Genomic DNA, 21,694 nt, shown 5'->3' on the forward strand with positions numbered 1-21,694 from the left:
AGAAATGCGCTCACCGGTGGGAGGGGGCTTGCCCCCGATGAGGCCCTGAAACTCACTACAAAAAACTCAGCCAGCCCCCGGCACATTCGGCCAAAGGTCCGCCACCAGGAATAACCGCTCAGCTTCCTCCCAATCCTCACCCACCTGCACCAGCCGCACCAGCAACTGCGCCGGTGCCATCGGGTCCAGGTCGGCCAGCCAGCCCTGCATCCGCGCTTCACTCCACACCTCATCCGCCGCGTAATGCGCCGGCGCCAACCACGCATGCCGGGGCAGGGGTTGCCAGTAGCCCGGTGCGCTGGCGCTGACAAATGCCTGCCAATCACGCTGATGCAGCCAACGCCCACGCAAATGCTGGGGATGGGCGCCAACGGGCGGCTGGGCTTGGCCAGGCCAGGGATACAGCAGATAACCGCCCAGCCACAAGTGCGCGTCGAATTGTTGGATGTCCAGCGCTTCCAGCGCCTCACGGCTTTCCGCCCGCGCTGAAATCGGCAGTTGATGCTGGGCCAGATGCGCGAGCTTGCGGTCCAGTCGGTCATGGCAGCCCGGACCCAGCCATTGCGCGGTGTCCTGGCCGTTGCCGTCTTGCGGCCCGAGATAGAGTTTGATCGCCAGTTCCAGGTGATGCACGCCATCACGGTCGCGCAGCAGCATGTCCAGCTCGCCGAGGGTATGCCCGGCGCGGCGGATCGGCAGGTTGGCCGCCAACAGTTCCACGCCCGGCGCATGGTGCACGGCGAACTGCCACAGGCGTTCGTAATACAGGCCCAGGCGCCGGGTGCGTGACAGATTCAGCCATTGCTGCAGGGCGCTGCTGTCCTGGTCCAATTGTCGCAGCCAGTGTTCGAGCCGATGTGGCGCTTGCACCCAGTCGCTGCCGGCCAGCGGGTGGCGCTGCGGCCACGGCGTTTGCGCGAGCATCGGCGGGGCAAGCATCACCCACGCCAGGTCGCGCACTTCGGGGTGGCGCAGCTGGCGGGGCAGGTTGTGCAGATCCGGGAACACAGTCATGGTCCGAGCATAGCCTTTTAACGACGGTGCAGGGGGCCGAGAACCATTGTCATCAAGGCTTCACGGCGACAAAGGATTTTGCCTGACGCGGCCTTTCGCCCATAATCGTTCTTTTTTCGCCGCACCCCACATCCCGCAGGAGCCCCATGGAGCAATTTCGCAATATCGGCATTATCGGTCGCCTGGGCAGTACCCAGGTGCTGGACACCGTCCGCCGGCTGAAAAAATTCCTGCTGGAACGCCACCTGCATGTGATCCTTGAAGACACCATCGCTGAAATCCTGCCGGGCCACGGCTTGCAGACCTCGTCGCGCAAGATGCTCGGTGAAGTCTGCGACATGGTCATCGTGGTCGGCGGCGACGGCAGCCTGTTGGGCGCCGCTCGCGCGCTGGCGCGGCACAATGTGCCGGTGCTGGGGATCAACCGGGGCAGCCTGGGGTTCCTCACCGACATCCGCCCGGATGAGCTGGAGGTCGAAGTGGCCAAGGTGCTCGACGGCCATTACCTGGTGGAGAACCGCTTCCTGCTGCAAGCTGAAGTGCGCCGTCACGGCGAGGCCATCGGCCAGGGCGACGCCTTGAATGACGTGGTGTTGCACCCCGGCAAATCGACGCGGATGATCGAGTTCGAGCTGTACATCGACGGGCAGTTCGTGTGCAGCCAGAAGGCCGACGGCCTGATCGTCGCCACGCCCACCGGCTCTACGGCCTACGCGCTCTCGGCGGGTGGCCCGATCATGCATCCCAAGCTGGATGCCATTGTGATCGTGCCGATGTATCCCCATATGTTGTCGAGCCGGCCGATTGTGGTCGACGGGAACAGTGAGCTGAAAATCGTGGTGTCCAAAGACATGCAGATCTACCCGCAAGTCTCCTGCGACGGGCAGAACCATTTTACCTGCGCCCCCGGTGACACCATCACCGTGAGCAAGAAGGCACAGAAGTTGCGGTTGATCCATCCGCTGGACCACAACTATTACGAAGTGTGCCGCACCAAGCTGGGCTGGGGCAGCCGCTTGGGGGGTGGAGGCGACTGATGCTCGATCCCGCGCGTAGCTACGACCTGATTGGTGACGTGCACGGTTGCGCCCATACCCTTGAGCATTTGCTCGACCGGCTGGGCTACCACAAGCAGGGCGGCACCTGGCGCCATCCGTCGCGCATGGCGGTGTTCCTCGGCGATATCATCGACCGTGGCCCACGCATCCGCGAGGCGCTGCATATCGTCCACGACATGGCTGAGGCCGGCCAGGCGCTGTGCATCATGGGCAACCACGAATTCAACGCCTTGGGTTGGAGCACACCGGCGCCGCCAGGCAGTGGCAAGCAGTTTGTGCGCGAGCACAGCCCACGGCATGCGCGGTTGATCCAGGAAACCCTGACCCAGTTCGAACACCACCCGGACGATTGGCGCGACTTCCTCGGCTGGTTCTATGACATGCCGCTGTTTGTCGACGCCGGGCGTTTCCGCGTGGTGCATGCGTGCTGGGACGAGGGCTTTATCCAGCCGCTGCGCGCGACCTTCCCCGACGGCTGCATCGACCAGCACTTCCTGCAGGCTGCCGCCGTGCCGGGCAGTTTTGCCTGCAACGCCTTCGACCGCCTGCTGCGCGGCACTGATATGCGCCTGCCGGATGGCCTCACGCTGACCGGTGGCGACGGCCTGACGCGTTCGTTCTTCCGCACCAAGTTCTGGGAAGACGACCCGAAAACCTATGGCGACATCGTGTTCCAGCCCGACGCCTTGCCGGAGCCAGTGGCGCGTACGCCGTTGTCGTCCACCGAAAAGAATTCCCTGCTGCGCTATGGCGTCGACGAGCCCTTGCTGTTCGTCGGGCATTACTGGCGCAGCGGCAAGCCGGCGCCGATCCGCGACAACCTGGCCTGCCTGGACTACAGCGCGGTGCTGTACGGCAAGCTGGTGGCGTACCGCCTGGACCAAGAAACCCGTCTCGACCCGCGCAAGTTCGTGTGGGTCGATGTCGAGCGGCCGGAGGTGCTCACATGAGCCCCCTGCGCACCGCAACTGCACTTTTGAGGAACCTCCATGGATGATTCGACGTTCGACCAGCTGGAGGCCGCGCTGTCCGCTGCCCCCGGCAACGTCGCACTGCTGACCCTGTTGCTGGGCGCCAGCCTTGAGCGTGGCGAACACGCGCGCGGGTTGAAGCTGTTGCCGGCCGACCTTGAGCAATGGCCAGAGGCCGCAGCCTTGAAGCTGGCGGCGGCGCAACTGTTGCTGGCCGATGGGCAAGCGCAGAAGGCGTTGCCCTTGATCGAAGGTGCAGACCCCGCTGCGCGCCTGCTCAAGGCCCGTGCCTTGGCGGCACTGGAGCGCCTCAAGGAAGCCCAGGTGGAATACCGCGCAGCGGTGGACGCCAACCCGGCCCTGGAAGACATGGCGTTGTGGCGCCGCCTGAATGTGTCGGTGGTGGACTTCCCAGGCGCCGAGGGCCGCCCGCGGCTGCGCGTGATCTCCAATGACGACACCGACCAGAGCGAAGTCGTGCGCCTGCTGGTGCCGGAAAACGAAACCCTGACCTTCGATGATATCGGCGGTCTGGATGAGCTGAAAAAGACCATCCATAAAAAGATCATCCTGCCGTACCAGAAACCGGGCCTGTTCCAGCGCTTTCGCAAGAAAGTCGGCGGCGGGGTGCTGCTGTACGGCCCGCCGGGCTGCGGCAAGACCATGCTGGCCCGCGCGACGGCGGGGGAATGCAAGGCGACGTTTTTCAACGTGGCGATTTCCGATGTGCTGGATATGTACATCGGCGAGTCCGAACGCAAGTTGCACGCGCTGTTCGAGCAGGCGCGGGCCCAGGCACCGGCGGTGATGTTTTTCGACGAGGTTGAAGCGCTCGGTGGCAAACGCGCCAATACCCGCGAGTCGACCTCGTCCAAGCTGGTGAGCCAGTTCCTCTCCGAGATGGACGGTTTTACCAATGACAACCACGGCGTACTGATCCTTGCCGCGACCAACGTGCCGTGGTCGGTCGACTCGGCATTCCGCCGCCCCGGCCGGTTTGACCGCGTACTGTTTGTGCCGCCACCGGATCGCCCGGCGCGGGAGGCGATGCTCAAGGCGATGATGAAAGGCCGCCCCATGGCCGACGACATCGACTTTGCCTTCCTGGCCAAGAACACCTCGGGCTTCTCCGGCGCCGACCTCAGCGAGCTGGTGGAAACCGCCGCCGACGAGGCCATTGAAGCGTCCATCGAGAGTGGCGCCGAACAGTCGATCTGTGACCGGCATTTCAAGCACGCCTTGAAAGAAGTGCGCGCCACCACCCTGGAATGGCTGACCACGGCGCGTAACTACGCGCGGTATGCCAATGAAGGCAACCAGTACGACGAAGTGCTGGCCTTCCTCGACAAACACGGGAAGGGTCGCTGATGGCGCAGTACGGTGGGTATCGCATCGAAGATGAACCGCGCCCCGGCGCCTTGGCCAAGTGGGCGGTCTCGCCGTTCTGGCCGCTGCTGGGCCTGATGCTGGGCGGTGCCTGGCTGGGCTTGCCGTGGTTTGTGTTCAACTCCATCGCCGTCGGCAGCCCGACGCGGGTGCGCGAATGGGTGCTGGCCGGCGTGGCACTGCTGGGCAGCCTCGTGATCGGTTTTGTATTGCTGCAACTGGTGGGCGCCGGTTATCTGCAAACCCAGGCGCAAATCCAATACGCCTTGCTGGTGCTGGTGGTGTGGAAACTCACCCTGGGTTACCTGCTGTATATGCAGCAAAACGCGACCATCGAGATTTACCAGTACTACGGCGGCGAGCTGAGCCGCTTTGGTTTTCCCTTGGCGTTGATTGGTGGCTTCGTGCTCAAAGGCATGGTCGTCAAATGGCTGCCGTACACCCTGTGGTACCTGGTGGTGAGCTGATGAATACCGACTATCTGCTGCAACTGGCCTACCAGCGCCTGCAGGCTGACCACAATGACGGCGCCATCGACGCACTGCGCCAACTGCTGGCCAGCGATCCGCATTCCGCTGAGGCGCATGCCTTGCTGGCGATCTGCTTGATGAACATGCGCCGCGTGCATGCTGCCAAGCGCGAAGTGCAACTGGCCCTGGCCGCCGACGCGCAACTGCCGCTGTCCCACTATGCCGCCGCGCAAGTAGCGATTGCCTTGCGCAAGTTCAAGCTGGCCCAGGAACACGTGAGCCAACTGCTGGACATGGAGCCGCTGAACCCGGCGTATTACCGTTGCCAGGCCGAGTTGTACCAGCTTACCGGACGCCTGGCGCAGAGCCGCGAGCCGCTGGAAAAAGCCTTGCAACTGGGCCCCGACGACCCCGCTAACCTGGTGGCCCTGGCGCAGTTCCACCGTGCCAGCAGCCAATGGGACCAGGCGTATCAATTCGCCCGCCAGGCCTTGCAGGCTGACCCGGCGAATGCGGCAGCGGTGGTGGTGCTCGGTCACCTGTTGTTGCGTGAAGGGGATATCAATGGCGCCCGCGACCACGCGATCTGGGCTTTGCAGGAGAACGCTACCAACGTCGCCGCGCTGCACCTGCTCACGGCAGTCAAGGCACGCAGCAATGTGTTCCTCGGCACCTGGTGGCGTTTCAATAGCTGGATGAACGAGCGCAGCGCCACCCGCGCCATCATCCTGCTGCTGTGCATGTTCGTGGTCTACCGTGTTGTAGTGATTACGCTGACGGACCAGGGCTATCCGCAAGTGGCGGAGATGGTCAACTGGCTGTGGCTGGCGTTTGCCGCCTACACCTTCGCGGCGCCGCAGATCTTCCGGCGCTTGCTGGACAAAGAGCTTGTACAGGTCAAGCTCTCCAAGGAATTCTGACGGGCCGGGCCCGTCAACCCTGTACTCGCTGAACCTCAGAGGCTGTTCACATGTCATCTTTTGCTGAAATGATCGAAAACATCACCCCGGACATCTACGAGAGCCTCAAGCTCGCCGTGGAAATCGGCAAGTGGTCCGATGGCCGCAAGCTCACCGCCGAGCAGCGCGAGCTGTCGTTGCAGGCGATGATCGCCTGGGAACTCCAGAACCTGCCGGAAGAGCAGCGCACCGGTTACATGGGGCCGCAGGAATGCCAGTCGAAATCGACCACCGTGCCGAACATCCTGTTCAAGTCGGATGCGATCCATTGATTGAAATTGGTCGCGGTGCAGTCAGCAAGATGTCGGTGCAACTCGGTGAGCCGACCGTTCAATACGCGTTTCGCCTCGGCGATACGGAGGTGCCGGTCAACCCGTTGATCGGCACTCACGTGCGCCTGGAATACCTCGGCGCCATTCATTGCAGCCATTGCGGCCGCAAGACCAAGACCAGCTTCAGCCAGGGCTATTGCTACCCGTGCATGACCAAGCTGGCCCAGTGTGACCTGTGCATCATGAGCCCCGAGCGTTGCCATTACGACGCCGGCACCTGCCGCGATCCAGGCTGGGGCGAAAAATTCTGCATGACCGACCATGTGGTGTACCTGGCGAATTCGTCGGGGATCAAGGTCGGCATTACCCGCGCCACTCAGTTGCCGACGCGCTGGCTGGACCAGGGGGCGAGCCAGGCGTTGCCGATCATGCGCGTGGCCACCCGCCAGCAATCGGGCTTCGTCGAGGACCTGTTCCGCAGCCAGGTGGCCGACAAGACCAACTGGCGTGCGCTGCTCAAGGGCGATGCGCAATCGGTCGACCTCAAGCAGGTGCGTGACGATCTGTTCGCCTCCTGCGCCGAAGGCCTGGTGAGTCTGCAGGAACGCTTTGGCTTGCAGGCCATCCAAACGATTGCCGACATTGAACCGATCGAAATCCGTTATCCGGTCGAGCAGTATCCGACCAAGATCGTCAGCTTCAACCTGGACAAAAACCCGATAGCCGAAGGCACGCTGCTGGGGATCAAGGGCCAATACCTGATCTTCGACACCGGCGTTATCAATATTCGTAAGTACACGGCCTACCAGCTCGCCGTGCATCAGTAGAAGGATGCCACCCATGCGCACCGAACAACCGAAGATGATTTACCTGAAGGACTATCAGGCGCCGGACTACCTGATCGACGAGACGCACCTGACCTTCGAGTTGTTCGAGGACCACAGCCTGGTCCACGCGCAACTGGTGATGCGCCGCAACCCTGAGCGCGGCGCCGGTTTGCCGCCGCTGGTGCTGGACGGCCAGCAACTGGAGCTGTTGAGTGTCAACCTGGCCGATCAGGAACTGACGGCCGATGATTATCAACTGACCGACAGTCACCTGACGGTGCATCCCAAGAGCGAGACTTTTACCCTTGATACCACGGTAAAAATCCACCCGGAAACCAACACGGCCCTGGAAGGCCTGTACAAATCCGGCAGCATGTTCTGCACCCAGTGCGAGGCCGAAGGCTTCCGCAAGATCACCTACTACCTCGACCGCCCGGACGTGATGAGCACGTTCACCACCACGGTGATCGCCGAGCAACATCGCTACCCGATCCTGCTGTCCAACGGCAACCCGATCGCCAGCGGTCCTGGCGAAGACGGCCGTCATTGGGCGACTTGGGAAGACCCGTTCAAGAAGCCTGCCTACCTGTTCGCGCTGGTAGCCGGTGACCTGTGGTGTGTCGAAGACACCTTCACCACCATGACGGACCGTGAAGTGGCACTGCGCATCTACGTCGAGCCGGAAAACATCGACAAGTGCCAGCACGCGATGACCAGCCTCAAGAAGTCGATGCGCTGGGACGAAGAAACCTATGGCCGCGAGTACGACCTCGACATCTTCATGATCGTCGCCGTGAACGACTTCAACATGGGCGCCATGGAGAACAAGGGCCTCAACATCTTCAACTCCAGCGCCGTGCTGGCCCGTGCCGAAACCGCCACCGACGCCGCGCACCAGCGGGTCGAGGCGATCGTTGCCCACGAATACTTCCACAACTGGTCGGGCAACCGCGTGACCTGTCGCGACTGGTTCCAGCTGTCGCTCAAGGAAGGCTTCACCGTGTTCCGTGATTCGGGCTTCTCGGCTGACATGAACTCGGCCACGGTCAAGCGTATCCAGGATGTGGCCTACCTGCGTACCCACCAGTTCGCCGAAGACGCCGGCCCGATGGCCCACGCGGTGCGCCCGGACAGCTTTATCGAGATCTCCAATTTCTACACCCTGACGGTGTACGAAAAGGGCTCGGAAGTGGTCGGCATGATCCACACCTTGCTCGGCGCCGAAGGCTTCCGCAAAGGCAGCGACCTGTACTTTGAACGCCATGACGGCCAGGCCGTGACCTGCGACGACTTCATCAAGGCCATGGAAGACGCGAACGGCGCCGACCTGAGCCAGTTCAAGCGCTGGTACAGCCAGGCCGGTACGCCGCGCCTGGCGGTGAGCGAGTCCTACGACGCCGCGGCCAAGACCTACAGCCTGACCTTCCGCCAGAGCTGCCCGGAAACCCCGGACAAGGTGGAAAAACTGCCGTTCGTGATCCCGGTGGAGCTGGGCTTGCTGGACGGGCAGGGCGCAGGTATTGCCTTGCGCCTGGCCGGCGAGGCGGCTGCGGGTGCCACCTCACGGGTGATTTCGGTGACCGAGGCCGAGCAGACCTTCACCTTCGTTGATATCCCGGAGCAGCCGTTGCCTTCGCTGCTGCGCGGTTTCTCGGCGCCGGTGAAGGTGAGCTTCCCGTACAGCCGTGACCAACTGATGTTCCTGATGCAGCATGACAGCGACGGCTTTAACCGCTGGGATGCCGGCCAGCAGTTGTCGGTGCAGGTGTTGCAGGAACTGGTTGCCCAGCATCAACAAGGCCAGGCCTTGAAGATGGATCAGCGCTTGATCACTGCGTTGCGCAGTGTGCTGAGCGACGAGCGTCTGGACCAGGCGATGGTGGCGGAAATGCTGTCGCTGCCGGGTGAAGCCTACCTGACTGAAATCAGCGAAGTGGCGGATGTGGACGCTATCCATGCGGCCCGTGAGTTTGCCCGCAAGCAACTGGCGGACAACCTGCATGAAGCGCTGTGGTTGCGTTACCAGGCCAATCGCGCGCTGTCCAAGCAAACGCCGTACGTGGCGGCGGCTGAGCACTTTGCCCGGCGCGCATTGCAGAACATTGCGTTGTCTTACCTGATGCTCAGCGGCAAGCCGGACGTGTTGGCGGCGACACTGGAACAGTTCGACACCAGCGACAACATGACCGAGCGCCTGACCGCGCTGGCGGTGTTGGTGAATTCGCCGTTCGAAGCGCAGAAGGCCCAGGCATTGGCGGTGTTTGCCGAAAACTTCAAGGACAACCCATTGGTCATGGACCAGTGGTTCAGCGTGCAGGCCGGCAGCACGTTGCCGGGCGGGCTGGAGCGCGTCAAGGCGTTGATGGAGCACCCGGCGTTCACCCTGAAGAACCCGAACAAGGTGCGCGCATTGATCGGCGCATTTGCCGGGCAGAACCTGATCAACTTCCATGCGGCGGATGGCTCGGGCTACCGCTTCCTGGCGGACCTGGTGATCCAGTTGAACAGCTTCAATCCGCAAATCGCCTCGCGCCAGTTGGCCCCGCTGACCCGCTGGCGCAAATACGACAGCGCCCGCCAGGCACTGATGAAGGCGGAACTGGAGCGCATTCTGGCGTCCGGCGAGTTGTCGAGTGATGTGTTTGAGGTGGTCAGCAAGAGCCTTGCGTAAGCGGCATTGTTGAATAAAAAAACGGCCTGTTCACCAGGCCGTTTAATGAGGTGGTCTCCCCCACACCCTGCGAGGGCTGCGCTTTCGCAGGGTGTCTTATTTTCGCAGACCCTGACCCTGACCCCAGCCTGCAATGCAGGCGGTCAAGGGGCTTTTTTACTGCTGACGTTTTCTGACAGGGGGCTCTGCTAAGCTGCGGCACGTTTCCTATTTCGGCAGGCATTCCTGTGTCGCGTACCACTCGTCTTCTGACTTTGCTCCAGGCCCTGCGGGGCAAGAAACGTCCGGTGACCGCTGCCGTGCTGGCGGCGCAGTTAGAGGTGTCCGAGCGTACGTTGTACCGTGATATTGCTGAGCTGACGGCCTTGGGCGCACCGATTTTTGGCGAGGCGGGGGTAGGGTATGTGCTGCGCAGCGGCTTGTTTCTGCCGCCCTTGATGTTGAACGCCGAGGAAACCGAAGCCATCGTGCTCGGCTTGCGTTATGTGGACCAGCGCGGCGATGACGTGCTCAGTCGCGCCGCCGCCAATGCCCTGGCAAAAATCGCCGACGTGCTTGACCCGGCCGCCCAGGAAGCCTTGCGCAACCCGACGCTGCTGCCCGGTCCGCCAGGGTTCGGCTACCCGGAAAACCGTGTGCCCCTGAATGTATTTCGCGATGCCATCCGCCACCAGGCCAAGTTGCACATCGATTACGCGGACGCCAGCCAGACCCAAAGCCAACGCCTGATCTGGCCACTGGCCCTGGGGTTCTTGAATGAGGTGCGGGTGATCGTGGCCTGGTGCGAGTTACGCGGCGCCTATCGCACCTTTCGTACCGACCGTGTGGCGAGTGCCGAAGCGTGCGGTGAGCGTTATCCGGGGCGCCGCAGTGACTGGCTGCGGGCCTGGCGCAAGTTGATGGAGCAGAGTGAGTCCGCGCCGTTTACTCCTGACAAAAACTGACACAACCCTGGCTTAGCATGGCCGCACAAATCATCTAGAAAGGAGCTGTGCCATGTCTATCCCTGAGTTGGCGCCGGCCATCGCGGCCTATCTCGCGGCGGCCAATACCCGTGACACCTCGGCTGTCGCCGAGTGTTTTGCCGAGGATGCCAACGTGTTCGATGAGGGCCAGCACCGTGTTGGCACCGCCGCCATTGCGCGCTGGATGGAAGACACCGGGCGTCGTTACCAACCACGGGTCGAAGTGCTCAAGGTGCAACATCGTACCGGCAAGGTGTTGGTCAGCAATGTGGTGTCCGGCAATTTCCCCGGCAGCCCATTGGAGCTGCGCTACACCTTTCGGTTGAATGCGCAGGGCAAGATTTCACGGCTGGATATTTCCCTGTAGGTCATACTGGCGGGCATGACTTTCGACTCGCCCCTCGCTGCCTACCAACACGCCATTGCTCAACCGGGTTTCGTTGCCGACGACGCCCAGCGCCAGGCGGTGGATGCCCTGCAAGCCTGCCACGATGCCCTGCACCACGGCCAGGCGCCGATTGCCGGTGTGTACCTGTGGGGGCCGGTCGGACGTGGCAAGACCTGGTTGATGGATCAGTTCTACCAAAGCCTGCGGGTGCCTGCGCGCCGCCAGCATTTTCATCACTTCATGGGGTGGGTGCATCAGCGCTTGTTCCAACTGACCGGTACTCACGACCCCTTGCAGGCCTTGGCGCGGGAACTGAGCCAGGCAGTGCGCGTGTTGTGTTTCGATGAACTGTTCGTCAATGACATTGGTGACGCGATCATCCTCGGGCGCCTGTTCCAGGTGATGTTCGAGGAGGGTGTGGTGATGGTCTGCACGTCCAACCAACCGCCCGATCAGTTGTATGCCGATGGCTTCAACCGGGAGCGTTTTTTGCCGGGGATCGCGGCGATAAAGCAGCACATGCAAGTGGTCACGGTGGACGGCGGGGAGGATCACCGGTTGCACCCGGGCGCTGGTATTCAGCGCTACTGGGTCAATCAGCCCGAGGCGCTGGCGGGCGTGTTCGAGCAGTTGGCCGAAGGCCAGCCCACCCACAGCGGGCCGGTTGTCGTGGGGCATCGTTCCATCGTCGCCGTGCGGTCCGGCGCCACCGTGCTCTGGTGCCGCTACGCCGACCTGTGCGAACAGCCCCTGGCCGCAATGGATTTCATGCTGTTGTGCGATCGCTTCAAGGCGATCCTGCTGGGCGAAGTGCCCAACCTCAGCGCGCAGAAACGCCCGGGCCGGATTGCACGCGGCACCGAAGACGGTGCCCTGCGTGTGGTGGCCGGTGATCGCGAATTGCCGGCGTTGTCGGTGCACGATGACAGCGTACGTCGGTTTATTGCCCTGGTGGACGAGTGCTACGACCGCAAAGTGCCGTTATTTATCGAAGCGCAGGTGCCTTTGGAGAGCCTCTATACCGAGGGCTATCTGGAATTCCCGTTTCGCAGGACACTGAGCCGTCTGCAAGAAATGCAATTGCAGCGCTTTGGCTGACGTCTGTGCGAAAAAACCTCGGAATCGGCTGATTGCGAATTTTCGAAGGGTCAACCTTCGCGCTTTCATGCGCATATTTGTAGTTAATCTCCTTCATCTGCCTCCTGCTCCACGCTTACAATCGTGCCCCTCACAGGGAGCGATTCCCTTGTAATCGTGATCGAGGATGGAAATGGACACCCCAGATATCCTGGTGCTGCAAGCCAGCTACACCAACCCCGTGCATGCCGAAGCGATTGGCCATGTGCTCAACCACTACGCCGAAGACCCGATGGGCGGAGGCCACAGCCTGCCCACCGACCTGCTGGAGCAACTGCCGGGTGAACTGGCAAAGCGCCCCCATGCGTTCAGCGTGCTGGCGTTTGTGGGGGGTGAGCCGGCGGGGCTGGTGAACTGCTTTGAAGGTTTCTCCACGTTTGCGTGCCGCCCGCTGGTCAACGTCCACGACGTGGTGGTGATGGGTGCTTTTCGTGGTTTGGGGTTGAGCCAGAAAATGCTGCAGAAGGTCGAGGAAATCGCCCGGCAGCGGGGCTGCTGCAAGATCACTTTGGAGGTGCTGGAGGGCAATGATGTGGCTCAAGCGGCGTATCGAAAGTTCGGCTTTGATGACTCGAAATTTGATCCGGCCCATGGGCGCATGTTGTTCTGGAACAAACCACTTTAATCAATAAGTGGCAAAAAAAAGGCGCCATTAAATGGCGCCAAGTTCACCTTAGCCATAGGAGCGGAATGGTAAAGGGCAGTGCGGTTAAATCAAATGCGCAGTTGAATCAAGTATTCGGTTGTTGCTCGGCGGTGGATTTATCGGCCGCCTCTTTCTTCATGTTTTTTCCATCGGCCTGCGCGGTTTGTTCAGCGGTGCCGTGGGTCTTTTGCTGCATGAACGCGAAGTCGTTGTAGAACGCCTTCGAGCGCTCCGAACCGCCTTCGGCAAAGGCCGCGGCGGAGGTCAGGGTCATCAGGGTGGCAAGCATCAAGGTGGAGAGTTTCATGGCAGTGTTCCCATTAAAAGTGATCGGTATCCGCTCTGTCCTTGATCAGATTCATGGGGCGAGTGTGGAGTCGGTTTATTAAGTAGGAATTAACGCGAAAAAAGACCAGAAGTTAACAATTTCGTTAACTCCTGGTTAAAAAGTCTTACAGCTTCCAATCCAGTGCCAAGGTGATCGAACGTGGGTCCCCCCAATACACGCCGTTATAGAAACCGACGCGCTCGTAATATTTTTTATCAAATAGATTGTTGACGTTGACCGACGCCGAAACATGTTCGTCAAACTGGTAGCGCGACATCAGGTTGACCACGGAGTAGGCCTGCTGGGTGATTTTCGCCCGCGTGGTGATCCGGTTTCCGTCGCTGTCCCGTGCGCCTGTCGGCCTGTTGCTGAAATCATAGATTTCGCTCTGCCAGTTCACGGCGCCGCCGACCGTCAGGTTGCGCCATGAGCCCGGTAACCGGTAGGCGCTGGACACCTTCAGCAGGTTCAGCGGCTGGCCGGTGTTATTGCGCTTGTCCGAGCCATTCACCGAGTGGGTATAGGTATAGCCTGCCGTCAGGTTCCAGTCCGGCATCACCTCGCCGGCCACCTCCAGCTCGAAGCCATTCACCTTGTTACCTTTACCACCGGACTTGTAGTACTCCTCGCCTGTGGTCGGGTTCGGCGGTACCGAATCATCCCGCTCCGCGACGTTGTCCTGTGTGCTCCAGAAATACGCAGCCGCCACGTTCAGTCGCTCCTCCAGCAGACTGCCCTTGAGCCCCACCTCATAGTTGCTGCCCACCACGGGCTCCAGGTATTTCTTGCTGGCGTCCTTTAGGCTTTGCGGCTTGAAGATGTCGGTGTAGCTCGCGTAAACGGTGTATTGCGGGGTGATGTCGTAGAGCAGCCCGGCATAGGGCGTCCACATATCGTTGTGGGTCTGGCGGGTCTTGTTGGCGGCGGTCAGTTGGTTGTCGGCGTTATAGGCAGGCGCCGCGCTGACCAGTTCCCAACTGCCGTAACGGCTGCCCAGTACCGCATGCAAGCGTTCGGTCAGGCTCAGGCGCGTGGCCAGGTAGCCGGCCTTCTGCTGCTTGCTGCTGTGCTCGCCCTTGAGGTCGGTGACGGTGTCGGCAAACTTGCCGATCCCGTCCATGTGTTTCCAGTCTTCGATGCTGTAGTAGCTGGCAGGCAGGCTGCTGCGCATGAAGGGGGAGACGTCGCGTTGCGTGGCCTCGCCATAGCCCATCATCAGTTCATGCTCTCGACCCAGCAACGCGTAGCTGCCGGCGAGGTTGAGGTCAACCGCCTCCATTCTCGAGGTGCCGAGCATATGGCTTGCCCATGCCGTCATGCCGCTGCGGTCATCGTTGGGGAACCCCGCACCGCCGTAGTACACCTTGCCATCCGTGTCGCTTTGTCGATGGGTGTAGACGGCCTTCACATGCCAGTCGCCGCCCAGGCGATGGTCGAGGGTGGCGAAGGTGGTCTTGTCCGTCAGTGGCCAGGAACTCCAGTGCGCCGCCATATTGGTGGAGCGTGAGAGCCCGGCCTTGCCACCCTGGCTGTTCCAGTAAGGCACGGTGCCCCAGGAAGTGCCTTGTACCTGTTTGTTCTGGTAATCAAAGCCCACGGCCAGCACGGTATCGTCTGACAGGTCGCCTTCGAGAATGCCGTAGCCGACGGCCCGCTGCAGCCCGTAGTTGTCGCGGAACGACTGGCTGTCGCGGTAGGCCAGCACCGTGCGCCCGCGCAGCTTGCCGTCGTACGCCAGCGGGCCGCCGACATCCACGTAGCTGTAGTAGTTGTCATGGCTGCCACCGCTGATGCCGGTTTTGGCCTGCCACTGGGCGGTGGGGCGCTTGCGCACCATGTTCACCGTGGCCGACGGGTCGCCGGCGCCGGTGGTCAAGCCCGTGGCACCGCGAACCACCTCGATGCGGTCGTAGATGATGGTATCGGAATCCGACTTCATGTAGCCGAAAGTGTTGAGCATCCCGTCAATCTGGAAGTTGTTGATGCCATAGCCACGGGACGAATAGGACACACGGTCGGAGTCGTTGTGCTGGACGTTGATGCCCGTGGTCTGGCGCAGCACTTCGGTCAAGGTGTTGAGGTTGAAGTCATCCATTTGCTGGCGAGTGATCACCGAGATGGACTGTGGGGTTTCCTTGACGGACAGGTTCAGGCGGGTGGCGGTGCTCATCGAACCGGTGGTGTAGGCCCCGGTGTGCTCGGTGGTTGCCCCGAGGCCGTCGGCACTGATGCGTGTGGCACCGAGTTCGAGGGTGTTGTCTTTGAGGGTGTAGCTTTCGGGGTCGGTTTCAGCCAGCAGGTCCGGGCTCACCACCACGCTGAAGAGGCCGAGGGTAAAGGTCATGGAACGGGTAAAGGGCGCAAACATCGCGGAAGACTCCTTGTCGTCTTTGCAGCCTTCTCAGTAAGAGAAGGCCTTGGCTCAAAGACGAAAGGAGGCGTGGAACTTTAGGCTTAAACGAGAATGATTGTTATCTTTCTGTTACAGCGGAGCTTGGAGTACCACCTCGGTGGTGGCCTTTTTCGGTTTGATCAGGCTGAAGTCGATCAAGCCTTTCTGCTGGCGCTCGTAGGGGTTGCCGATCAACAAGGGGCGTGGCTTGAAGCTGTCGCTGACCAGGCTCTTGCTGCGGTCCCATTCATCGAAACTCAGCCCGGCCAGGTCGGCCCAGGTATGAATCAACTGCGAACTGCTGTACGGGCGTTGCAGGTCGCCGGCGAAACTCCAGTCGTGGGTTTCGCGCCATTTCGGTGAGGCGTAGGCCATGAACGGGATGGTGTACATCGGCGCTGTCGGCTTGCCTTCGTTGCGGCCCAGGGTGCTGTGGCCGGCGGAGTCGAACACGTCTTCACCATGGTCCGACAGGTACAGCAGGAAGCCGTTGGGGTCGGTCTTGGCGTAGTCCTTGATCAGGCTCGACACCACAAAGTCGTTGTACAGCACGGCATTGTCGTAGCTGTTGTAGGTCGGCAACTGTGCATCGCTGACGCCATCCGGCACGCCCTGGCGGTCGGTGAACTTATCGAAGGTCGGCGGGTAGCGGTACTGGTAGCTCATGTGAGTGCCCAGCAAGTGCACCACGATGAACTTGCGCTCGGCAGGGTCGGCCAGGGCCTTGGAGAAGGGCGCGAGCACGTCACCGTCGTATTGGCGGGCGTTTTGGTTGCGGTTGTTGTTCAGGTACACCTGCTCGTCGGCCTGTTCCGAGAACGTCGTGAGCATGGTGTTGCGCTTGGTCATGGTCTGCTGGTTGGTGATCCAGTAGGTCTTGTAGCCGGCCTGCTTCATCACGCTGACAATCGACGGGGTCTTGAGGTACAGGTCCGGGTTTTCTTCGTCGGCGAAGGTCAGCACCTGCTGCAGCGCTTCGATGGTGTAGGGGCGCGGGGTGATGACATTATTGAACACGGCCAGTTGGTCGCGCAGCTTGTCCAGCTCGGGCGTGGTGTTGCGCGGGTAGCCATAGAGGCTCATACGCTGACGGTTGGTGGACTCGCCGATCACCAGCACCAACGTGGACGGCTGGCCGGCCATGCTGTCCTTGAGGTTCTTCAAGGGCGGGATCTGGCTGGCGCTGGTGAGCATGCCTTGCATGTTGTCCAGCTGTTCGGTGTAGCGACGGTACGCCACGATCATCTGCCACGGCACGGCGGGTTCGATACGGGTTTCAAAGCGATCAATGGCCTGTTCCATGTTGTCACTGGTGGCGATCTGCTTGACCAGCGGATAACCCACCACCGCCACAACAATCGCTGCGGCTGCCAGCATCGACTGGCCGCGAGGCAGGTAGACCGGGCGCAGGCGCGTCCACAGGAATACGGCGAAGGCGGTGTGGGCGATGAACGCCAGCACGATCCACCAGGCAAAATACTGGGTGGCGTATTCGCCGGCTTCAGAGATGTTCGACTCGAACATGATGAAGATGACGCTTTGGGAGAATTCCTGCTGGTAGATGAAGAAATAACCCAGGCTGGCCATGGAGCACGCCCATAGCACCACACCGATCAAGGCGGCGAGCAGGCGCGTACGGCGAGGGAACAGCAGCATCGGCGCCAGCCACAGCGCACTCATGAAAAAAGCTTGGCGAAAGCCACTGAAACCGGAGGTGCCGGTCAGTTGGATCAGCAGTTGGGTAATACCCGAGAAGTACCAGAAAAACAGAAACAACCAGCCAAAACCGGCCCAATCAAAGCCTTTCGCAGACGTGGTGCTGCGTTTGAACATCGCCATCCAGCGCTCCAACCCGATAATTTTTCAGTTGACGCGCAGGGGCGCACGCAACAGAGGCCACCCTTGCATGGGGTGGCCCTTCGGGCGGGAGTATCGGGAGGGGCATGTGAAAACTTTGTGAGATTTATGTAGCCGTTATCTTACAAAGTGGTGACGAGGCTTAGCAGAGTGCAGGCTGGGCGCTGGAAGGCTGGTCCAGCTGGGCTTGGATGATGTGCGAACGCAGGCGCAGGACTTCCTGCTGCAGTTGATCGCGTTCGTCCTTCAACTGACGCAACTCATCACGACGGATGTTGACGTAGAGGGTCTGTGGCGGGCGGGTCATCTGTGCTGTGCTCATTGCTTACCTCGCAAATAGCCGGTAGATCGCGGTGCCAGAACGCTTGATTCGAGGTTCTCGGCATCAGTCGGAAGCAATTCTGAATTCTTTTTTGGAACAAGGGAACTTTTTTATTTTTGACGGTCCTGTGACTTTTATCACCGTGATGGTGAAATGATGGCTACTTTTTTGTCATGAAACTACACGGATCCGCTCTGGACTAACCCTCATTAGCCTCATTGCGCTATAAACTATGTCACACATTTTTTAGTAGTTAGGAGCATCAGCACATGCAACTGGGGATTATCGGACTAGGCCGCATGGGCGGGAATATTGCACGGCGCCTGATGCTCAATGGGCATACCACCGTTGTTTACGACCGTAACGAAGCATTTGTAAAAGGCCTGAGTGAAGAGGGCGCCACCGGCGTTGCCGACCTCAAGGCGCTGGTGGCCGGGCTGCAGAAACCGCGCACCGTGTGGGTGATGTTGCCGGCAGGCGCGCCCACTGAAGACACCATCAATGAATTGAGTACGCTGCTCGAAGACGGTGATGCAATCATCGACGGCGGTAACAGCAACTATAAGGACGACGTTCGCCGGGCCAAGGCCCTGGCTGAAAAAGGCCTGCACTATGTCGACGTCGGTACCTCCGGCGGCGTGTGGGGCCTGGAGCGTGGCTATTGCATGATGATCGGTGGCGACGCCCAGACCGTGCAGCGCCTTGATCCTATCTTCAAGAGCCTGGCGCCGGGCCTGGGCAACATTCCGCGCACCAAGGACCGCTCCGCCAGCGCCGACCCGCGTGCCGAGCAGGGTTATATCCACGCCGGCCCTGCGGGCTCCGGTCACTTCGTCAAGATGATCCACAACGGCATCGAGTACGGGATGATGCAGGCGTTTGCCGAAGGTTTTGACATCCTCAAGACCAAGAACTCGGAAAACCTGCCGGAAGACCAGCGCTTCGACCTCAACGTCGCCGATATCGCCGAAGTCTGGCGCCGTGGCAGTGTGGTGTCGTCCTGGTTGCTGGACCTGACCGCCGACGCCCTCGCCACCGACCCGAAACTGGAGGGCTATTCCGGCTCGGTTGCCGACAGTGGCGAAGGCCGCTGGACCATCGAAGCCGCCATGGAACAAGCCGTGCCGGTACCGGTGTTGTCCACCTCCTTGTTCGCACGCTTCCGCTCGCGCCAGCAAAGCACCTACGGTGACAAAATGCTCTCTGCCATGCGCTTCGGCTTTGGTGGTCACGTGGAGACTTCCAAAAAATGACCGCCAACGGCAAGAAACTCAAGGCCGAACCCGCTCCGCCCACCACCCTGTTTCTGTTTGGTGCCCATGGTGACCTTGTAAAGCGCCTGCTGATGCCGGCGTTGTACAACCTCAGTCGGGATGGGCTGCTGGCCGATGGCTTGCGCATTGTCGGCGTTGATCACAACGCCATCAGCGATGCCGATTTCGCCAAGAAACTCGAGGACTTCATTCGTACCGAGGCCGCGAGCAAGGTCAAGGGCAACGCGGATAACGCCCTCGACCCGCAACTGTGGGCGCAATTGGCCAAGGGCATCAGCTACGTCGAGGGCGATTTTCTCGACGACAGCACTTACGCCGACATCGGCAAGAAGATCGCCGACAGCGGCACCGGCAACGCGGTGTTCTACCTGGCAACCGCACCGCGCTTCTTCAGCGACGTGGTGCAGCGCCTGGGCAGTGCCGGCCTGCTGACGGAGACCGACGACAGTTTCCGTCGCGTGGTCATCGAGAAGCCCTTCGGCTCCGACCTGGCCACCGCCGAAGCGCTGAACGCCAGCCTGCTCAAGGTGATGAGCGAGAAGCAGATCTATCGCATCGACCATTACCTGGGCAAGGAAACGGTGCAGAACATCCTGATCAGCCGTTTCTCCAACGTGCTGTTCGAAGCGTTCTGGAACAACCATTACATTGACCACGTGCAAATCACCGCCGCCGAAACCGTCGGCGTAGAAACACGGGGCAATTTCTTCGAAAAAACCGGCACGTTGCGCGACATGGTGCCCAATCACCTGTTCCAACTGCTGGCGATGGTGGCCATGGAGCCGCCTGCAGCCTTTGGCGCCGACGCCGTGCGCGGCGAGAAAGCCAAGGTGATTGGCGCCGTACGCCCTTGGTCCCTGGAGGATGCGCGGGCCAACTCGGTACGCGGGCAGTACACCGCCGGCGAAATCGGCGGTAAACAATTGCCGGGCTATCGCGAAGAAGCCAACGTGGCGCCTGACAGCAGCACCGAGACCTTCGTCGCCCTCAAGGTGATGATCGACAACTGGCGTTGGGTCGGCGTGCCGTTCTACCTGCGCACCGGCAAGCGCATGAGCGTGCGCGACACCGAAATCGTCATCTGCTTCAAGCCCGCGCCGTATGCGCAGTTTCGCGACACCGAGGTCGATGAGCTCAAGCCCACCTACTTGAAGATCCAGATCCAACCGAATGAGGGCATGTGGTTCGACCTGCTGGCGAAAAAGCCGGGGCCGACTCTGGACATGGCCAATATCCAGTTGGGCTTTGCCTATAAGGACTTCTTCGAGATGCAACCGTCTACCGGGTACGAAACCCTGATCTACGACTGCATGACCGGCGACCAGACCTTGTTCCAGCGTGCCGACAACATCGAGAACGGCTGGCGTGCGGTGCAGCCATTCCTCGATGCGTGGAAGGAAGATGACGGGATCCAGGCCTACAAGGCGGGTGAGGATGGCCCGGCCGCCGCCGACGCCTTGCTGGCCCGTGATGGCCGCAGCTGGCACAGCCTCGGATGAGTGACGCAACGATTCATCCCATCCGTTTTATCCTCAGTGACGTGGACGGCACCTTGCTGCATCCCGATCATAGCCTCAGCCAACGCACCGCCGACGCGGTGCGCGCCTTGCGCGAAGCCGGAGTGTTGTTCAGCCTGGCCAGCGGGCGCCCGCCCAAGGCCATGCTGCACCTGATCGAAACCTTTGGGATCGATGTGCCGGTGGCGGGCTTCAATGGCGGCACCTTGATCAACCCGGATGGCAGCATCCTGGTTGCCCATCATCTGCCGGCGGAAGCGGCGCTGGTTACCCTGGCGCTGTTTTCAGCGGAGCCGGAGGTGGAAGTGTGGGTGTTTACCGACGGCGACTGGCTGCGCCGTGACCCGCCAGGGCCGATGGAGCCGCGCGAGGCGAATGGCCTGGGCTATGGGCCGGTGGTGGTGGAGAGTTTCGAGCCCTACCTGGACCGGGTCGACAAGATCGTCGCCGCGAGTCACAACACGCAATTATTGGTAGAGCTGGAGGCGCGATTGCAACCCAAGGTGCAGGGGCTGGCCCAGGTGTCGCGTTCGCAACCGGTGTACTTGGACGTGACCGCGATGCTGGCCAACAAGGGCGAGGCCTTGAAGACCTTGGCGGCACACCTGGGTGTGCCCATGGAGCAAACGGCGGCGATTGGCGATGGTGGCAATGACCCGGCGATGTTTCAGGTGGCCGGGTTGTCGATTGCCATGGGGCAGGCGGAAGAAACCGTCAAGCGCCAGGCCAGTGTGGTGACGGGCAGCAACATCGAAGATGGCGCCGCCGAAGCAATCGAACGGTTTATTCTCGCGGCACCCTAAGCGACGCGTGTTCTAACTCTGAACTTGCGCGCCATTAACACATGGCGCGCAAGTTACACGGTCGACTTACTTTGGCATTACCCAAGACTGCAACTGGTGGCCATCTTTGTCGAGCTCGGCACGCGCTTGCAACAGCAAGTTTTCCAGTTGCGCCGGGTCGGTATAGGCACTCGACGACAGTTGTTTGCTGCCGATACGGTTATTGGTACGGTCGATGACGCTCAGGCTCAGGGCGCCGTTGCCATCGTGCCAGGCCACGCACTGAAAGGGTTGGAAAGCACGGTCTGCGATCAAAAGAGCTTCGTTGATGCGGAGCGGGGCGTTCATGTGGGTTCTCTCTCATTGCCCATTCAAGTGAGTGCCGGCGGTTGGGCTGACCGTGCGGCGGGTTACTTGTACTGATGCACGATGGCGGGGTACGGGTCACATGTTAGAGC

At 61.0% G+C, this 21,694-nt stretch carries 21 protein-coding genes; 15 read left to right on the forward strand and 6 right to left on the reverse strand.

Features of this window, described 5'->3' with window-relative positions; genetic code table 11:
• Window positions 1–66: 66 nt before the first annotated feature.
• Window positions 67–1,014, reverse strand: a complete 948-nt coding sequence (locus BM403_RS24035) for a DUF1853 family protein (protein ID WP_093545331.1) — start codon at window positions 1,012–1,014, stop codon at window positions 67–69.
• Between the two features lie 146 nt (window positions 1,015–1,160).
• On the opposite strand from BM403_RS24035, the gene BM403_RS24040 reads away from it, so the two are divergent.
• The 12 genes from BM403_RS24040 (at window position 1,161) to BM403_RS24095 (ending at window position 12,743) form a co-directional block, all read left to right on the forward strand.
• On the forward strand, window positions 1,161–2,051 hold the full coding sequence (locus tag BM403_RS24040) for an NAD(+) kinase (RefSeq protein WP_003217892.1): 891 nt from the start codon (window positions 1,161–1,163) through the stop codon (window positions 2,049–2,051).
• Window positions 2,048–3,022: a metallophosphoesterase gene (locus BM403_RS24045; RefSeq protein WP_163825754.1), complete on the forward strand. Its 975-nt coding sequence runs from the start codon at window positions 2,048–2,050 to the stop codon at window positions 3,020–3,022. The genes BM403_RS24040 and BM403_RS24045 overlap by 4 nt, the downstream gene beginning before the upstream one ends.
• Before the next feature lie 39 nt (window positions 3,023–3,061).
• Window positions 3,062–4,411 carry an ATP-binding protein gene (locus BM403_RS24050; protein ID WP_012723867.1) on the forward strand — a complete coding sequence of 450 codons (1,350 nt, stop codon included), beginning with the start codon at window positions 3,062–3,064 and terminating at the stop codon, window positions 4,409–4,411.
• On the forward strand, window positions 4,411–4,896 hold the full coding sequence (locus BM403_RS24055; protein WP_012723868.1) for a hypothetical protein: 486 nt from the start codon (window positions 4,411–4,413) through the stop codon (window positions 4,894–4,896). Before BM403_RS24050 ends, BM403_RS24055 begins: the two co-directional genes overlap by 1 nt.
• Window positions 4,896–5,819, forward strand: a complete 924-nt coding sequence (locus BM403_RS24060) for a tetratricopeptide repeat protein (protein ID WP_064053847.1) — start codon at window positions 4,896–4,898, stop codon at window positions 5,817–5,819. Before BM403_RS24055 ends, BM403_RS24060 begins: the two co-directional genes overlap by 1 nt.
• Before the next feature lie 50 nt (window positions 5,820–5,869).
• Entirely contained in the window at window positions 5,870–6,130 is a 261-nt protein-coding gene (locus BM403_RS24065) for a YeaC family protein (RefSeq protein ID WP_012723870.1), read from the forward strand.
• Entirely contained in the window at window positions 6,127–6,957 is an 831-nt protein-coding gene (locus tag BM403_RS24070) for a DUF2797 domain-containing protein (RefSeq protein ID WP_012723871.1), read from the forward strand. The genes BM403_RS24065 and BM403_RS24070 overlap by 4 nt, the downstream gene beginning before the upstream one ends.
• 13 nt (window positions 6,958–6,970) lie before the next feature.
• The gene (gene pepN / locus BM403_RS24075) at window positions 6,971–9,628 is read left to right on the forward strand and encodes an aminopeptidase N (RefSeq protein ID WP_093545337.1); all 2,658 of its coding nucleotides are present in this window, start codon (window positions 6,971–6,973) and stop codon (window positions 9,626–9,628) included.
• A gap of 227 nt (window positions 9,629–9,855) precedes the next feature.
• The gene (locus tag BM403_RS24080) at window positions 9,856–10,572 is read left to right on the forward strand and encodes a helix-turn-helix transcriptional regulator (protein WP_012723873.1); all 717 of its coding nucleotides are present in this window, start codon (window positions 9,856–9,858) and stop codon (window positions 10,570–10,572) included.
• Window positions 10,573–10,624: 52 nt separating this feature from the next.
• Entirely contained in the window at window positions 10,625–10,960 is a 336-nt protein-coding gene (locus tag BM403_RS24085; RefSeq protein WP_012723874.1) for a nuclear transport factor 2 family protein, read from the forward strand.
• Between the two features lie 15 nt (window positions 10,961–10,975).
• A complete protein-coding gene (gene zapE, locus BM403_RS24090; protein ID WP_093545340.1) occupies window positions 10,976–12,079 on the forward strand; it encodes a cell division protein ZapE in 1,104 nt (367 codons plus the stop codon).
• 172 nt (window positions 12,080–12,251) lie between these two features.
• The gene (locus tag BM403_RS24095) at window positions 12,252–12,743 is read left to right on the forward strand and encodes a GNAT family N-acetyltransferase (RefSeq protein WP_093545343.1); all 492 of its coding nucleotides are present in this window, start codon (window positions 12,252–12,254) and stop codon (window positions 12,741–12,743) included.
• 106 nt (window positions 12,744–12,849) lie between these two features.
• Here BM403_RS24095 and BM403_RS24100 read toward each other — a convergent pair whose 3' ends face one another.
• From BM403_RS24100 to BM403_RS31685, 4 genes are all read right to left on the reverse strand, one after another.
• Complete coding sequence (locus BM403_RS24100; protein WP_012723877.1) at window positions 12,850–13,071, reverse strand: hypothetical protein; 222 nt, start codon at window positions 13,069–13,071, stop codon at window positions 12,850–12,852.
• 145 nt (window positions 13,072–13,216) lie between these two features.
• Window positions 13,217–15,460 (reverse strand): TonB-dependent siderophore receptor, encoded by a 2,244-nt coding sequence (locus BM403_RS24105; RefSeq protein WP_093545346.1) that lies wholly within the window; start codon window positions 15,458–15,460, stop codon window positions 13,217–13,219.
• A 114-nt stretch (window positions 15,461–15,574) separates the two neighbouring features.
• On the reverse strand, window positions 15,575–17,323 hold the full coding sequence (locus tag BM403_RS24110; RefSeq protein WP_043205255.1) for a phosphoethanolamine transferase CptA: 1,749 nt from the start codon (window positions 17,321–17,323) through the stop codon (window positions 15,575–15,577).
• A 160-nt stretch (window positions 17,324–17,483) separates the two neighbouring features.
• Window positions 17,484–17,663 (reverse strand): DUF6026 family protein, encoded by a 180-nt coding sequence (locus BM403_RS31685; RefSeq protein ID WP_012723880.1) that lies wholly within the window; start codon window positions 17,661–17,663, stop codon window positions 17,484–17,486.
• Window positions 17,664–17,932: 269 nt separating this feature from the next.
• Here BM403_RS31685 and gnd point away from each other — a divergent pair, with 269 nt between their 5' ends.
• Genes gnd through BM403_RS24125 form a run of 3 tightly spaced genes read left to right on the forward strand, consistent with a single transcriptional unit; the run spans window position 17,933 to window position 21,257 of the window.
• A complete protein-coding gene (gene gnd / locus BM403_RS24115; RefSeq protein ID WP_093545349.1) occupies window positions 17,933–18,916 on the forward strand; it encodes a phosphogluconate dehydrogenase (NAD(+)-dependent, decarboxylating) in 984 nt (327 codons plus the stop codon).
• A complete protein-coding gene (gene zwf / locus BM403_RS24120; RefSeq protein ID WP_093545352.1) occupies window positions 18,913–20,436 on the forward strand; it encodes a glucose-6-phosphate dehydrogenase in 1,524 nt (507 codons plus the stop codon). Before gnd ends, zwf begins: the two co-directional genes overlap by 4 nt.
• Window positions 20,433–21,257, forward strand: a complete 825-nt coding sequence (locus tag BM403_RS24125) for an HAD family hydrolase (RefSeq protein ID WP_093545355.1) — start codon at window positions 20,433–20,435, stop codon at window positions 21,255–21,257. Before zwf ends, BM403_RS24125 begins: the two co-directional genes overlap by 4 nt.
• A gap of 66 nt (window positions 21,258–21,323) precedes the next feature.
• Here BM403_RS24125 and BM403_RS24130 read toward each other — a convergent pair whose 3' ends face one another.
• Window positions 21,324–21,584, reverse strand: coding sequence for a hypothetical protein (locus BM403_RS24130; RefSeq protein ID WP_012723884.1), 261 nt, complete (start codon window positions 21,582–21,584; stop codon window positions 21,324–21,326).
• Window positions 21,585–21,694: the final 110 nt, after the last annotated feature.

It is taken from the genome of Pseudomonas sp. OV546, assembly GCF_900116845.1.
GTDB lineage: Bacteria > Pseudomonadota > Gammaproteobacteria > Pseudomonadales > Pseudomonadaceae > Aquipseudomonas > Aquipseudomonas petroselini.